Origin of the sequence: Nocardia farcinica (genome assembly GCF_001182745.1) — a bacterium.
GTDB lineage: Bacteria > Actinomycetota > Actinomycetes > Mycobacteriales > Mycobacteriaceae > Nocardia > Nocardia farcinica.
The window spans coordinates 349,491-363,630 of sequence record NZ_LN868938.1; the positions used below are offsets into that span (position 1 = coordinate 349,491).

The window sequence follows — 14,140 nt, forward strand, 5'->3', positions numbered from 1 at the left end:
GGCCGTCATGAAGCCACTCGATGTCACCGACACCGGCGTCATCGGCGCCGCCCAGCCCACCGCCGCGCCCGAGCCCGGCCTCGACCACGCGGTCGTCGGTGCGAACCAGGCGGCCGCCCCTGTCGCGTCCGCCCCCGCGAACGCCGAGATCCCCACCGATCAGGCCGTCATCGACGTGCCGCTACCGCAGCTGCCCGCCGATCTGCCGCCCATCGAGCCGCCCGAGTTCGTCCTGGCGCGCAAGATCTCCGACGACACCCCGGCCACCGGCACGGTTCCGGCCGGGCTGCCCGGCCTCGGCGGCGGTCAGCCGTCCGACCCGCAGGACATCCTCGGCGGCCTCGGCACCGAAGCCGCGGGCATCCTCGACGGGGCGAACGTCGCTCTGGGGCAGGCCGCCCAGCAGGCCCAGGAGTCCGTGCAGCACGCGCTCGGCCAAGCCGGTGCCGCCGCACAGAGCGCCGCCGCCGCGGCCACCCAGGCCGCCCAAGCCGCCGCCACCCAGCTGCCGACGCTGCCCAGCCTGCCCGCCGACCCCGTCGGCGCGCTGATGCAGGGCCTCCAGGTGCCCGCGCTGCCCGGCGTCGACGTGCTGTTCAAACCCATCCTCGACCTGTTGAGCAGCTTCGGCACCGGCGTGCTCGGCGCACTCGACCCCACCGCGATCCTGAGCCAGTCCTCGCAGATCATCGAGACCGCCATGCAGGTCGCCAAGGGCAGCATGGCCACCGTCGAACAGGTATGGGAAGGGCAGGCCGCCCGACAGGCGCAGGTCGCCGGCCAAGAGGCGAGCGCCCAGGGGCAGGAGACCAGCCAGCGCGGCTTCGACATCTCCGAGCTCACCCAGCGCGCCGCCGCCGTCGTGCAGCAGGGCAACGCCCAATTGCTCGGCATCGCAAGCTCGTTCGCCACCCAGGCCACCGCCCTGGCGCCGGTCATCCTCACCCCGCCCGGCCAGGCCACGCTGATCGCCAGCGCCACCGAACATCTCGGCAGCGCGCTCACCGTCGTCAACGCCACCCGTGGCGACCTGGCGGGCAAGACCGCCGAACTCAACGGTGTCGTCGCCCAGCTGCTCGGCCAGAGCGGGCTGCCCGCGCCCCAGGAGGTCGCCCAGGCGGCGGTGCAGAACATCGGCGAACCCCTCCTGTCCCAGGCGCAGGACGCCGCCACCCAGGCGGCGAGCGCGAGCCCCACCGCGGGCACGCCGGGCAGCTCGCTGACCCCCACCCAGCCGTCCGCACTGAACACGCAGAGTGCCAGCACCCCCAGCAGCGGCCTGCTCGGCGCCCTCGGCCGCCCCGGCGGTTCGGGCGGCTCCGGCGGTTCCGGCGGCGGCGGTGGGCGCTCGGGATCCCCCGGTATCACCGGTCTCCCGAGCACCCAGAGCCCCGGCTCCGGTTCCCCGGGCGCCGGCATCCCCGGCGTCCGCCCCGTCACCGCCACCCCCACCGGATTCCCCACCGGCACCGGCACTTCCACCACCCCCGCGGGCACCGGCAGCTCCTTCATGGGCAGCCCCGCCGCGGCCGGCGCCGGCCGCCAAGGCGAGGACGACGAGCACTCCCGCACCGTGCAGCCCTACCAGAGCCTCACCGGCAACGACGACCTCACCGGCCCGCTCGGCGAGTCCACCCCGGAAGTCATCGGCGCGACCCACACCGACGAACTCCTGGGTACCGACTACGAGCAAGACCAGTTCTGACCATCGGATGACACGCCCCACGATCATCGGCGTGGGGCATGCGGGCCGCCGTGAGCGAGCGGTCCACGGCAGCATGTGATGTCGGTAGGATCACCGGCAGTTGGCAGGGGGAGGAGAAGCCGGTCCGCCCCGCGATGCCCGAGAATCCCGGCGAGTGAGGGGTGCTGGATGGGGAGCAGGTCGGTGGTCGGGGGAGTTCTGGCGCTGGGGGTCGTGGTGGTGTTGGGGGGCTGCGATTCCGCGGTGGATGGAGATGCCGGGCCGGCCGGGAGCACTACGGCGACCGTCGCGGCGGACGTTCCGGCGGGTTTCGACCCGTGCGAGGACATCCCGCAGAGCGTGCTGGATTCGGAGAGGTTGCGGCAAAAGATCCCGGACAACTCGGCTGCATCGGGTGGAATCAAGTGGCGCGGCTGCCTCTGGGGGCAGCCAGATGGGTATGCGGTCAGCATTCAGACGACCAACATCACCGTCGAGATGGTGCGAGCGAAGGGATTCGTAGGTGCATACGAGTTTGTCGTCTCTGGTCGAGAGGCTATCGCCAGTCGTCAATCCGAAGTGGAAAAGGAAGCGTCGTGCACCGTCAACGTGGCGATGCGTGGGGGCAGTCTGTCGGTAGGGTTGACCAATCCAACCTCGGCGAAGAACACAGGACATCTCGATTCCTGTGACCTTGCTCGCCAGGTGGCGGAGAAGGTGGTTCCGGCGCTACCTGCCGGGGCGTGAATGCGGTGGAGCCGGTAGTCCTGGGGAGGGCATGAACGATGAGTGAGGACCAGTCGCCGCGGCCGATGGCGAACATGCTTACCGCCGCCCGCGAAGGCGCGCTATCCGTCGCGATGACACCAGAAGATTTCGTTTACATCGACCGGGATTGTGAGTTCTTCAAGAACACGATCCGGCAGATCCAGCGCCATGTCGCCAATATTTCAGAGCAGAGTCACTGGGGCCTAGGCGAAGACAACGCCGAACTCGTCTCTGCGCGGACAGTGGTTGAACGTTTCAGAAAGAAGGCCCGTGACGGAGACCGGGGCAACAGCGTCTGGGCGATCATGGAACAGCACTACCAGATTGTGGAAGATATCCAGGCCGTTTATCGGCTTGTGCGTGAGCGGATGATGCAGGCAGACAGCGAATTCGCGAGCGCTCTCACAACGCTGAATGAGACGCTACCGGAACGACCTCCTGAAGCCCGTACTCCTCAACAAGCGCTGGATGCTCTCGCCCACATGCCGGGCCTTGGGCCCCTGTTCGCATCGGCTCCGTCTCCCGCCGTGTCCAGTCCGTGGCCCACTACACCAACGAACGGATAAGGATCGTGAACTCACACGAGAGCCCTGCCATTCCGGGTGGCGGCGAACATCCGCCGAGTTGGAGACATCCGAAGATCATCGATGCCTTTTCACCGTTGGACACGACCGACGCAAACAACCAGGCACAGAAGTACTTCGAGATCAGCCAACTCTGGGACCAGGGCGTGCGCACCTTCGCGCGTTCGATTCAGAACTCGATCGCGCAGGCATGGTCGGGGGCGGCGGCGGAGGCGTCCAAGCAGAGCATCCAGGAGTACACCAAGAAGGCCGAGGAGCTGACGCCGGCGCTCACCGAGTTGTCGGCCAGGGTGAACGAGGCTGCCGCGGCGATCACTCGGACGAAGAACGAACTTCCGGACCCGGTCGTGATCACGTGGACGTCTTGGCTGTGGCCGCCCAACAGGTTCGAATTGCAGCGGGAGCAGTCGCAGGAGGAGCAGGCCGCCCAAGCGGCGATGGATACGCACTATGTGAAGCCGTTCCAAGGGATCGACAGTAGTATTCCCGTCCTGCCGACACCGGTGAGCCCCACCTCTTCCCCCGACATCACCGTTCCGCCCGGCCGGTTCGGCGGCGGTTCCGGTTCCGGTGACGGTTCGGGTTCGGGCAACCCGTCGTCGAACGGTCCGGGCGGGGGCGATCAGCCGGGAAGCCCGTCCGGTCAAGAGGAGCAACCGCAGCCGGGGGAGGAGACGGAACCGGCGGATCAGCAGGATGATTCGTCGACGAATCAGTCGTCGCAGGGCGATGATTCGACCGACCCGTCGAGCCAGGATCCCGCGTCGACCGATCCTGCCTCGACGAATCCGGCGGGGACGAACCCGAGTGATCCGGGGCGGACGGTGCCGAGTGGCTCGAATCCGTCGAGTCCGGGATCGGGGTCGCCGGGCAGCCCCGGGTCCGGCTCGCCGGGCAGTCCGGGTTCTGCGGCCACGCCGCAGCCGGGGCGCAGTATTCCGGGTGTGCCGGGCTCGGCGGTCGTACCGGGGCAGTCCGCCCCGGCGGCGGCCGCGGCGGCGGGCGGGGCGATGCGCGGGATGGGTGGCATGGGGATGGCCGGTGCGCCGGGGGCACGGGGCGGCGGCCAGGACGACGACACGCACCAGATTCCGGATTATCTCGTGACGCAGGAGAACACCGACGAACTGCTCGGGGAGTTGCCGCCGACGGTTCCCGGCGGTGTGATCGGCGGGGACGCCGGGTGACGGTGCGGTGGCAGTGGCGGTGACGTCGGAGATCGGGCATCGGCGCGGTGCCGGTGCGGGTGTGCACGACGGCGCGGGACGGCGCCGCCGAGAGGGGATGGGGTATGTCCGAGTGGACTTGGGACACCGATGATTTCGCGGCGCTGTGGCTCGGGGACGCCCATGACCGCATCCCGGGTCCGCTGCGGCATCTGAGCCGGTTCGCGTTCCACGACGAGGCCGCCGCGCACCGGGTCGCGGTGCGCAACCGATACGGCGCCGACGAACTTGACGAGATCGCGGCCGCCCTGCGCACCCTGGCCGCCTCCGACATCCGGATCGAGATCCTGGGTGGGAGTTGCCGGCACCGCAACAGCACGGGACGCGACGATCTGCGCGAGTATCGGGTGCTCGGTGCCCGGGCGGGTCACCGCGCGGTGGTTCTCACGCAGCACGGCACCGAGACCGAGCACGGCCCGATCCGTCTGCGCGCCTTCGATGCCGACCAGCTCCCGGCCCGCCTCACCCAGGCCGTGCCCGCGTGCCGTCCGGGAAACGAGCGGCCGGAGACGTTCCACCCGGCCGATCTCCAGCCTAGGCGGGACGGCTACCTCCAGGACAACGCGCGCAACACTCCTCGCGAACGCTACCGCCGCCTGCTCGGCAGGCAAGCCGACGGTGGTGGCACCGCCGCCCTGCTGTCCGGCCCGCTGCACTCGGCGGTGCGACCGCTCGACGTGCTGCAGTGGTACGACATCACCGACGACGGCCGCTACACCGAGCACCGCGGCGCCCACATCACCGTCCGCCCGACGACCCCGGCCGAGCTGACCCGGCACTTCACCGACTGGATCACCACCACGCTGAACCGCCTGCACGCCGACGCCGACTACTGACCGTCGCGTAGCGGCCCGAGGACGGGTGCGCACGCCGGACAGCCGATCGGTCGATGCCGCCCCCACGCGGGAGCGACTGTCCCTCAGCTGGTGCCGCGGAAGGCGTCGAGGAGTCCTCGATACAGAGCGGTGAACCGGGTGCGGGCGTCGCGCTGTTCGGCGGAGAGACCGTCGGTGGCGTCGGGAGCGTAGAGGATCAGGTGCACGTCCTCGGTGGGGTTCTCGGGCATCAGGTCGATGATCTGGCTGCCCTGGTCGGTGCCGGCGGGGACGCCGAAATCGGTGTCGGCGAGGGCGCGGATCTCGGTGAGCGCCTTGTCCAGTGCTTCGCGGGGCACCGTGCCGACGACCTCGCGGGGTTCGGTGCCGGGGTCGCGGTCGGGGGCGGTTGCGTCGGGACGGTGCACGGCGCGGCCGTCGGCGTAGACCTGCAGGTGTGGGCGCAGGTCGGTGCGCTGGCTCCAGCCCGCGGGCATGGTGGTCAGTGTGACCAGGGCGAAACCGGTTGCGGCCGGTTCGCTTTCGGCCGTGGCGACCGCGCCCGCGCTCGTCAGTGCCAGCGCCGCGACCAGCAGCGCCGACGCGATCCTTCGCATGTCATGTCCCCTTCTCGATGAGGCCCGCCCCAGGTCGGGGCGGGTGCGCGCTCGGCGCGGCATAGATCATGACAGGACCGGGGCCGCCGCGCCCGCCGCGCGGCGGGCGTGTCAGCGCAGCGCGGGCGGGTTGTTCAGGTCGCTCGCGGAGTAGGTGTCGCAGGCGTCGACCCGGCCGGTGCGGTAGCCGGTGAGGAACCACTTCTGGCGCTGGTCGGAGGAGCCGTGCGTCCAGGCCTCGGGGTTCACCCGGCCCTGGGCGGCGCGCTGGATGCGGTCGTCGCCGACGGCGGAGGCGGCGGAGAGGGCGTCGCGGATGTCGGTGTCGGTGAGCGGCCGCAAGAAGGGCTCGCTGCTGCCGGGGGCGGGTGTCTTGTCGGCGTAGTGGGCCCACAGGCCCGCGTAGCAGTCGGCCTGGAGTTCGGTGCGGACGGCGCCGGAGTCGGCCCCGCGCGGATCCTGCTGGGCGCGGCCGAGGTCGCCGAGCTGGTTCTGGATGTGGTGGCCGACCTCGTGGGCGACGACGTACTCCTGGGCCAGCGGGCCGCCGCTGGAGCCGAAGCGGTCGACGAGCTCCTGGAAGAAGCTGACGTCGAAGTAGGCGGTCTGGTCGGCGGGGCAGTAGAACGGACCCACCTCGCTGGTGGCGTTGCCGCAGCCGGTGGCGACGGCGCCGGAGAACAGGCGCAGCTTCGGCTCGGAGTAGCGCACGCCGGTCTGTTCGGGCAGCTCGCCCGCCCACACGGCGTCGAGGCTCTGCGCGGTGAGCACGACGCGGCAGTCGACGTAGCGGTTGGCGTCGGCGCCGGTGCGGCAGTGTTCGGGGGTGCCCGCGGTGCCGGGCTGGACCTGCCCGTTGTCCTGCGCGCCGGTGAACTGGCCCAGGACCGAGCCGGGGTCGCCGCCGAGCAGCAGCGTGATCACCAGCAGGATGAGGCCGCCCGCACCGCCGCCGAGCGCGAGCTTGCCGCCCATGCCGGGACCGCCGCCGGAGGACGCCCGGTCCGGGTCGATCTGCAGGCCTTCGTTGAAGGTCATCGCTGTCGCTTTCTGTTCTGCCACGCCGCTGCCCCGCGGGATACCCCGCCGGTGGGAGCCCATTCGGCTACAGCTTGACACGGGCCCGGCCGATATCGGTTTCCACTCGCCGATCGTGTCTCACTACGATGGCAAGCGCACCTGGTCGACGCCCGTACCGGTGTGAGAAATCGTCGAAAGGAATCCCGTGCTGCGCACCCACTTGGCTGGTTCGCTGCGAAGCGAGCATGCCGGTCAGACCGTCACCCTCACCGGATGGGTGGCCCGGCGGCGCGACCACGGTGGGGTGATCTTCATCGATCTGCGCGACGCCTCGGGGGTGTCGCAGGCGGTGTTCCGCGAGGGCGAGGCCGCCGAACAGGCGCATCGGCTGCGCGCGGAGTACTGCGTGCGGGTCACCGGCGTGGTCGAGCAGCGGCCCGACGGCAACGAGAACCCGGAACTGCCGACCGGGCAGATCGAGGTGAACGTCCGCGAGCTCGAGGTGCTCAACGAGAGCGCGCCGCTGCCGTTCCAGCTCGACGAGCAGCCCGGCGAGGAGGCCCGCCTCAAGCACCGCTACCTGGACCTGCGCCGCGAGGGCCCTGCCCATGCCATCCGGCTGCGCTCCAAGGTCAACGCCGCTGCCCGCGAGGTGCTGGCCCGGCACGAGTTCGTCGAGGTGGAGACCCCGACGCTGACCAAGTCCACGCCCGAGGGCGCGCGTGACTTCCTGGTGCCCGCGCGCCTGCAGCCGGGCAACTTCTACGCGCTGCCGCAGAGCCCGCAGCTGTTCAAGCAGCTGCTCATGGTGGGCGGCATCGAACGGTACTTCCAGATCGCCCGCTGCTACCGCGACGAGGACTTCCGCGCCGACCGGCAGCCGGAGTTCACCCAGCTCGACATCGAGATGAGCTTCGTGGAGCAGGCCGACGTGATCCTGCTCGCCGAGGAGATCCTGGTCGCGCTGTGGAAGCTGATCGGCTACGAGATCCCGACCCCGATCCCGCACATGACCTACGCCGAGGCGATGCGCCGCTTCGGTTCCGACAAGCCCGACCTGCGGTTCGGCGTCGAGATCACCGAGTGCACCGAGTACTTCAAGGACACCCCGTTCCGGGTGTTCCAGGCGCCCTACGTCGGCGCCGTGGTGATGCCCGGTGGGGCGAGCCAGCCGCGGCGCCAGCTCGACGCCTGGCAGGAGTGGGCCAAGCAGCGCGGGGCGAAGGGCCTGGCGTATGTGCTGGTCAACGAGGACGGCAGCCTCGGAGGTCCGGTCGCCAAGAACCTCAGCGACGCCGAACGCGAGGGGCTGGCCAAGCACGTGGGCGCGGAGCCGGGCGACTGCGTCTTCTTCGCCGCGGGCCCGGCCAAGGCGCAGCGCGCGCTGCTCGGCGCGGCGCGCGGGGAGATCGCGCGCAAGGTCGGCCTGATCGACGAGAACGCCTGGTCGTTCGTGTGGATCGTGGACGCGCCGTTGTTCGAGCCCGCCGACGACGCGACCGCCAGCGGTGACGTCGCGCTCGGGCACTCGGCGTGGACGGCCGTGCATCACGCGTTCACTTCGCCCAAGCCGGAGTCGCTGGACACCTTCGACACCGACCCGGGGTCGGCGTTGGCCTACGCCTACGACATCGTCTGCAACGGCAACGAGATCGGTGGCGGCTCGATCCGTATCCACCGCCGTGACGTGCAGGAGCGGGTGTTCAAGGTGATGGGTATCGGCGAGCAGGAGGCGCAGGAGAAGTTCGGCTTCCTGCTGGACGCCTTCGCCTACGGCGCGCCCCCGCACGGCGGCATCGCCTTCGGCTGGGACCGCATCGTCGCGCTGCTGGCGGGACTGGACTCGATCCGCGAGGTGATCGCCTTCCCGAAGACCGGCGGCGGCGTCGACCCGCTCACCGACGCGCCCGCCCCGATCACCGCGCAGCAGCGCAAGGAGGCGGGGCTGGACGCCAAGCCGGAACAGGCCGAGGCGAAGAAGGCCGAACAGGCGGGCTGAGGCCCCCACGACGGAATCGGCCGCGGCCCCGGACGGGTCGCGGCCGATTCGCGGTAGCGCGACGGAAGCGCCTCAGGCGGGAACCAGTGTGCCGCCGGTGAGACCCCGGTAGGCGTAGGTGACCGCGAGCACGCACACCGGTCCGGCGAACAGCACACCGATGCCGCAGGCCAGCAGGCCGAGCAGGGTGATCACCACGACCGACAGCGCGAGCAGCAGCACCTGCACCGGGTTGCGGGCCACGAGCATCGCGCTGGCGCGGAGGGCATCGATCGGGCCCAGATCCTGGTCGACGACGAAGTGCAGCGAGAACATGCACAGCACGCCCACAGCCAGGCCGGGCAACACGCACAGGGCGAGGCCCAGCCACGTCCCCAGGAACGCCAGCAGCGCGGTGAGCAGCACGTTGCCCGCGTTGAGGACCTGGAAGAAGGAGCCGAAAACGGGTTTGACGCCGTCTGTTTCGTGCAGCGCGCCGCGCACCATCGCCGCCTGCAACAGCCACAGCCCGACCATCACCGCCAGGAACAGCAACACCAGCGACAGCAGCGAATTCGGCTCGAAGGTCTGCACCACCAACAGGAAGGTCAGGTAGATGACCACGCCGACGGCCGTAACAGCAAGCCACGGAGCCATATTCGACCGGAACTTCTCCAGTCCGTAGCTGATCGCGTTGCCGACGTCCAACGTGGCGGGTGCGGCGAGTTGCTGATAGCCGTACACCGGCTGGTCGGCGGGCGCGGAGCCGGGCGGGCCGTACTGCGGACCCGGCGTCGGCGCCCCCTGCGGCGGCGGAAGGTTCGGCGGCGAACCGGGGTGAGGGTCGCCACCTCGCACCGAGGCGTCGCCTCCGGCCGGATCCTTCGGTGCGGAGGACGGTGTGTCGGTCACAGTCGTAGACCTTTCCGGACAACTGGTTTGCGAAGTGGCGCAGAGCAGTTCACGATGAGAAAACCGGACGCGTGCGATGGTGTCAAGGTGGACCCGACCCACTCGATCGTGTCCGCGCAGCAACACCAGGTGGACACGCCGAGCGACGCGGAAAGGTTGTGTAACCGCTCGCTAGAAGTGACCCGAAGCGAGTAGCTTGAGAGGCGATGACTGCACTATTGGCCGAACGCGCCGCCGACGTCGTGTCCGCAGCACAGCAGTTGCTCACCAAGCGAATGGGTGCTCCGGTGAAGCTGAGCGATCCGATCGAACTCAGCGGAAGTGGTAGGACGACGGTCCTACGTGTGCGTGTCGCGGAGAACGCTTTCTCGCTACCGCGGACGCTGATCGTCAAGCAGGTGCGCGGCGGTGCCCAGGACCGCACCACGGGCGGGCTGGCGCCGGGCGTGGCCAGCGTCGACTCGGCGTTCCTGCGCGAAGCGGTCTCCTACCAGTTCACCACCTCGCTCGGCCGGGACCAGCGTCCGGGCGCCTACCTGATCGCCTACAGCCTGCCCGACCGGCTGTTGATCCTGTCCGATCTCGGCGAGAACGCGGGCCTCACGGCGGTGCTGCGCTCCGGCGCCGAACCCGCCACCCGCAACGCGCTGATGGCGTTCGCGCAGGCGCTGGGCCGCATGCACGCGGCGACCGTGGGTCGCGAGGCCGACTTCGTGGCGCTGCTGCGCCGGGTGGACGTGGTGCACCGGGTCGACGGCATCGCCCAGCAGGCCGAGGCCGCCGTGGCGGAAGTGCCGCGCCTGTTGCAGCGGGAGCTGGGCTTGACGGTGCCGGTCGAGATCGCCGAGCGGATCGTCCGCGGTAACCGGCTGTTCTCGGCCGGGCGGTTCCGGGCGTTCAGCCCGTCGGACCTGTGCCCGGACAACGTGATGCTCAACAACGACGGCGCCCGGTTCCTCGACTACGAGTGGGGCGGTTTCCGCGACGCGACCCTCGACATCGCGTACGCGCTGGTGTCGTTCCCCGGGTGCCTGTGCGACGTGGAGCTGTCGCGGGAACGGGCCAGGCAGATGGTGGAGGCGTGGCGCGCCGAGGTGGTCGGGGTGTTCCCCGCGCTGGCCGACGACGCCGTGCTGGCCGAGCGGATCCTGGAGGCGCGCCTGATCTGGGTGTGGCTGACGACCTACTGGTTCCTGCCCGCCGACCACACCCGCATCGCCGCCGCGCGGGAGCACGGGTTGTCGGTGCCGCGGTCGGCGGCGCTGATCAACCGCTGGGCGGCTCTGGCCGAGGACGCGCGCTGCACCGGCGACGACGTCATAGGGGATTTCGCCGACGAGGTCTCGGCGATGCTGGAGGAACGCTGGGCCGAGTGAGGCTCAGGCGACCGGTCCCGGCTGGGGCTGGACGCGCCCTCCCGCGGGTACCGCGAACGAGGCACCGTGCCGGACCGGGGACGCCGGGTCGTCGACGTTCAGGAGGTAGAACCAGTCCATCTGGGTGCGGTCCGCGGTCACGTCGAGCACGCCGTAGCCGTGCGATTCGAGTTCGACGTAGCGCAGGTGGTGGTTGGCGGCCTTGATCGCCTCCTCCACCGGTACCGCGGCCGTGCGGGGCGGTGCCTTCAGCAGTTCGCCGATGCTCGCCGAGGTGACCGACGGCACGACGAACTCCGCGCCGGCGGTCGGGCCGCCCGGATAGTTCGCGGCATCCACGGGGAGGTCGGCGGCCCAGGAGGAGTGGATGTCGCCGGTCAGGAACACCACGTCGCCGACCCTGTTCTCGGTGATGGCCCGGAACAGCCGCTGCCGGTCGGCGGTGTAGCCGTCCCACTGGTCGGCGTTGACCGGTGCGCCCGCGCGCGGCACGCCGAGCACAGCGGTGAGTGCCTCGGTGGTGGCCGGTTCCAGCGGCGGGAACAGCAGGGGCGCGATCATCACCGAGTTGCCCACCAGCTTCCACCGCACCGGCGCGGTGGTGAGCCCCGCGGTGAGCCATTCGAGTTGCTCGCGGCCGGTGATGGTGCGTTCGGGGTCGTCCACCGAGCGCCACTGCGCGCCGGGGACGACCTCCTCGTCGCGGTAGCTGCGCAGGTCGAGCATGGACAGTTCGGCCAAATCGCCGAACCGGAGCCGGCGGTAGATCCGCACCTCGTCGCCGGTCCCGCCCGCTCGCACCGGCATCCATTCCAGATAGGCGCGGGCGGAGGCGGCGCGGCGGTCGGCCCAGTCACCCTCGGTGGCCGGGTCGTGGTTGCCGGCGCCGCCCGACCAGGAGTTGTCGGCGGATTCGTGGTCGTCCCAGGTGCAGATGAACGGCAACCGGGCGTGCAGGGCGGCCAGGTCGGGGTCGGTCTTGTACTGGCCGTGCCGGACGCGGTAGTCGGCCAGGGTGCGGATCTCGTGCGCGGGTTCGTGGGCGCGCAGCCCGGTCCCGTATTCGCCGCGGGCGTACTCGTAGAGGTAGTCGCCGAGGTGGACGATCGCGTCGAGGTCGTCGCGCGTGGCCAGGTGCCGGTAGGCGCCGAACCAGCCCGCTTCCCAGTTCGCGCACGACACGACGCCGAAACGCAGCCGCTCGGGGGAGGCGTCGGCGGCGGGGGCGGTGCGGGTGCGGCCGGTGGGGGAGTGCTGGCCGAAGGCGGTGAACCGGTAGAAGTAGTCGCGCGCGGGCGCCAGGCCGGTGACGTCGATCTTCACGGTGTGGTCGGTGTCGGCGGTCGTCACGACGGTGCCGGACGCCGCCACCTGGGTGAACCGCTCGTCGCGGGCGAGTTCCCAGTGCACGGCCGCGGGTTCCCCGGCCCCGGAACCGGGCAGCGCCTCGTCGGAGACGGTGACGCGGGTCCAGATCACGACGCCGGTGGGCAGCGGGTCGCCCGAGGCGACCCCGTGCCGGAACACCGGGCCCGCGGCCCGCGCGCCCGGGGCGATCGATACCGCGGTGACGGCGGCTGCGACCGCGCCGCCCTTGAACAGCGTGCGACGGGCGAACGATTCCTTCTCGGCCACGGCACAGATCCCAGCCGATGCCGTCCGCGCTCGCAAATCGGGCGGTGTGCGGGGAGGTTGCGCACGGTGCTGTCGGCGCGCGCCGGTACGGTCGAAAACATGAGCGACGGGCTTTTCGACGTGCCGAGCGAAGCCGCGCCGGATCCGGGAATCGACGGCGCGGGCGTCGACTTCCGCGGCCCGGGCGACCAGGCTCCGCTGGCGGTGCGGATGCGGCCGCGGTCGTTGGAGGAGGTGGTCGGTCAGCAGCATCTGCTGGGCCCGGGGTCCCCGCTGCGTCGGCTCATCGAGGGCTCGGGCGCGGCTTCGGTGCTGCTGTTCGGGCCGCCGGGCACCGGCAAGACGACGCTGGCCTCGTTGATCTCGCAGGCGACCGGGCGCCGGTTCGAGGCGCTCTCGGCGTTGTCGGCGGGGGTGAAGGAGGTGCGCGCGGTCATCGACCTGGCGCGCAGGCGGCTGACCGCGGGTGAGCGCACCGTGCTGTTCATCGACGAGGTGCACCGCTTCTCCAAGACGCAACAGGACGCGTTGCTGGCGGCGGTGGAGAACCGCATCGTGCTGCTGGTCGGTGCCACCACCGAGAACCCGTCGTTCTCGGTGGTCTCGCCGTTGCTGTCGCGGTCGCTGGTGTTGCAGCTGCGCTCGCTCACCGACGCCGACATCCGGACCGTGCTCGATCGTGCGCTGGCCGACCCGCGCGGCTTCGGCGGCGCCTATCAGGTCACCGATGCCGCGCTCGATCACATCGTGCGCATCGCGGGCGGGGACGCGCGCCGGGCGCTGACCGCGCTGGAGGCCTCGGCGGAGTCCTCGCTCGACGGCGTCGTCGACCTCGATCTGGTCGAGGCCAGCGTGGACCGGGCCGCCGTGCGCTACGACCGCGCGGGCGACCAGCACTACGACGTGGTGAGCGCGTTCATCAAGTCCATCCGCGGCTCCGACGTCGACGCCGCCCTGCACTATCTGGCCAGGATGCTCAGCGCGGGGGAGGATCCGCGCTTCATCGCCCGCCGCCTGGTGATCTCGGCCAGCGAGGACATCGGCATGGCCGATCCGAGCGCATTGCAGACGGCGGTGGCCGCCGCCCACGTGGTGCAGTTGATCGGCATGCCCGAGGCCCAGCTGACGCTGACGCACGCCACCATCCACCTGGCCACCGCGCCGAAGTCGGGCGCGGTCCCGGCCGCGCTGGGCGCCGCCATGGCCGACATCTCCGCGGGCAAGGCGGGCGCGGTGCCGCCGCACCTGCGCGACGGCCACTACGCGGGGGCGGCGAAGCTGGGCAACGCGCAGGGCTACAAGTACCCGCACGACGATCCGGACGGGGTGCTGGCCCAGCAGTACCCGCCCGACGAACTCGTCGGCGCCGACTACTACCGGCCGACCGACCACGGCTACGAGCGCGAGATCGGTACGCGGGTGGAGAAATTGCGGCGGATCGTGCGCGGCCGGTAGCGGCGCCGCGGCGGCCGTCCGCGCCCGGGCCGGGCGATGAAAAAGCAGGTGCGCGGCCCCGGTAGGCTGG

12 protein-coding genes are annotated in these 14,140 nt (G+C 70.8%); 8 read left to right on the forward strand and 4 right to left on the reverse strand.

Going from position 1 to position 14,140, the window contains the following annotated elements; translation table 11 throughout:
• Positions 1 to 7: 7 nt before the first annotated feature.
• From AMO33_RS01900 to AMO33_RS01910, 5 genes are all read left to right on the forward strand, one after another.
• Entirely contained in the window at positions 8 to 1,705 is a 1,698-nt protein-coding gene (locus AMO33_RS01900) for a hypothetical protein (RefSeq protein ID WP_060590102.1), read from the forward strand.
• A gap of 183 nt (positions 1,706 to 1,888) precedes the next feature.
• Entirely contained in the window at positions 1,889 to 2,431 is a 543-nt protein-coding gene (locus AMO33_RS30095; RefSeq protein WP_240327382.1) for a DUF3558 domain-containing protein, read from the forward strand.
• 38 nt (positions 2,432 to 2,469) lie between these two features.
• Positions 2,470 to 3,018 (forward strand): hypothetical protein, encoded by a 549-nt coding sequence (locus AMO33_RS30100; protein WP_076573847.1) that lies wholly within the window; start codon positions 2,470 to 2,472, stop codon positions 3,016 to 3,018.
• Positions 3,019 to 3,023: 5 nt separating this feature from the next.
• Positions 3,024 to 4,223, forward strand: a complete 1,200-nt coding sequence (locus tag AMO33_RS01905) for a WXG100 family type VII secretion target (RefSeq protein WP_060593243.1) — start codon at positions 3,024 to 3,026, stop codon at positions 4,221 to 4,223.
• 104 nt (positions 4,224 to 4,327) lie between these two features.
• Positions 4,328 to 5,098: an ESX secretion-associated protein EspG gene (locus AMO33_RS01910; RefSeq protein WP_060590104.1), complete on the forward strand. Its 771-nt coding sequence runs from the start codon at positions 4,328 to 4,330 to the stop codon at positions 5,096 to 5,098.
• Positions 5,099 to 5,181: 83 nt separating this feature from the next.
• Here AMO33_RS01910 and AMO33_RS01915 read toward each other — a convergent pair whose 3' ends face one another.
• Entirely contained in the window at positions 5,182 to 5,694 is a 513-nt protein-coding gene (locus AMO33_RS01915) for a hypothetical protein (protein ID WP_060590106.1), read from the reverse strand.
• A 111-nt stretch (positions 5,695 to 5,805) separates the two neighbouring features.
• The gene (gene ypfJ / locus AMO33_RS01920) at positions 5,806 to 6,732 is read right to left on the reverse strand and encodes a KPN_02809 family neutral zinc metallopeptidase (protein WP_011210183.1); all 927 of its coding nucleotides are present in this window, start codon (positions 6,730 to 6,732) and stop codon (positions 5,806 to 5,808) included.
• A gap of 187 nt (positions 6,733 to 6,919) precedes the next feature.
• Here ypfJ and aspS point away from each other — a divergent pair, with 187 nt between their 5' ends.
• A complete protein-coding gene (aspS, locus tag AMO33_RS01925; protein ID WP_060590108.1) occupies positions 6,920 to 8,713 on the forward strand; it encodes an aspartate--tRNA ligase in 1,794 nt (597 codons plus the stop codon).
• A gap of 72 nt (positions 8,714 to 8,785) precedes the next feature.
• On the opposite strand, the gene AMO33_RS01930 is transcribed toward aspS, so the two are convergent.
• A complete protein-coding gene (locus AMO33_RS01930) occupies positions 8,786 to 9,604 on the reverse strand; it encodes a DUF2189 domain-containing protein (RefSeq protein ID WP_060590110.1) in 819 nt (272 codons plus the stop codon).
• A 206-nt stretch (positions 9,605 to 9,810) separates the two neighbouring features.
• On the opposite strand from AMO33_RS01930, the gene AMO33_RS01935 reads away from it, so the two are divergent.
• Positions 9,811 to 10,980: a phosphotransferase family protein gene (locus tag AMO33_RS01935; RefSeq protein WP_041560243.1), complete on the forward strand. Its 1,170-nt coding sequence runs from the start codon at positions 9,811 to 9,813 to the stop codon at positions 10,978 to 10,980.
• 3 nt (positions 10,981 to 10,983) lie between these two features.
• Here the strand turns inward: AMO33_RS01935 and AMO33_RS01940 are convergent, their stop codons facing one another.
• Entirely contained in the window at positions 10,984 to 12,615 is a 1,632-nt protein-coding gene (locus AMO33_RS01940; RefSeq protein WP_076573845.1) for an alkaline phosphatase D family protein, read from the reverse strand.
• Between the two features lie 99 nt (positions 12,616 to 12,714).
• On the opposite strand from AMO33_RS01940, the gene AMO33_RS01945 reads away from it, so the two are divergent.
• Complete coding sequence (locus AMO33_RS01945; RefSeq protein WP_011210178.1) at positions 12,715 to 14,070, forward strand: replication-associated recombination protein A; 1,356 nt, start codon at positions 12,715 to 12,717, stop codon at positions 14,068 to 14,070.
• Positions 14,071 to 14,140: the final 70 nt, after the last annotated feature.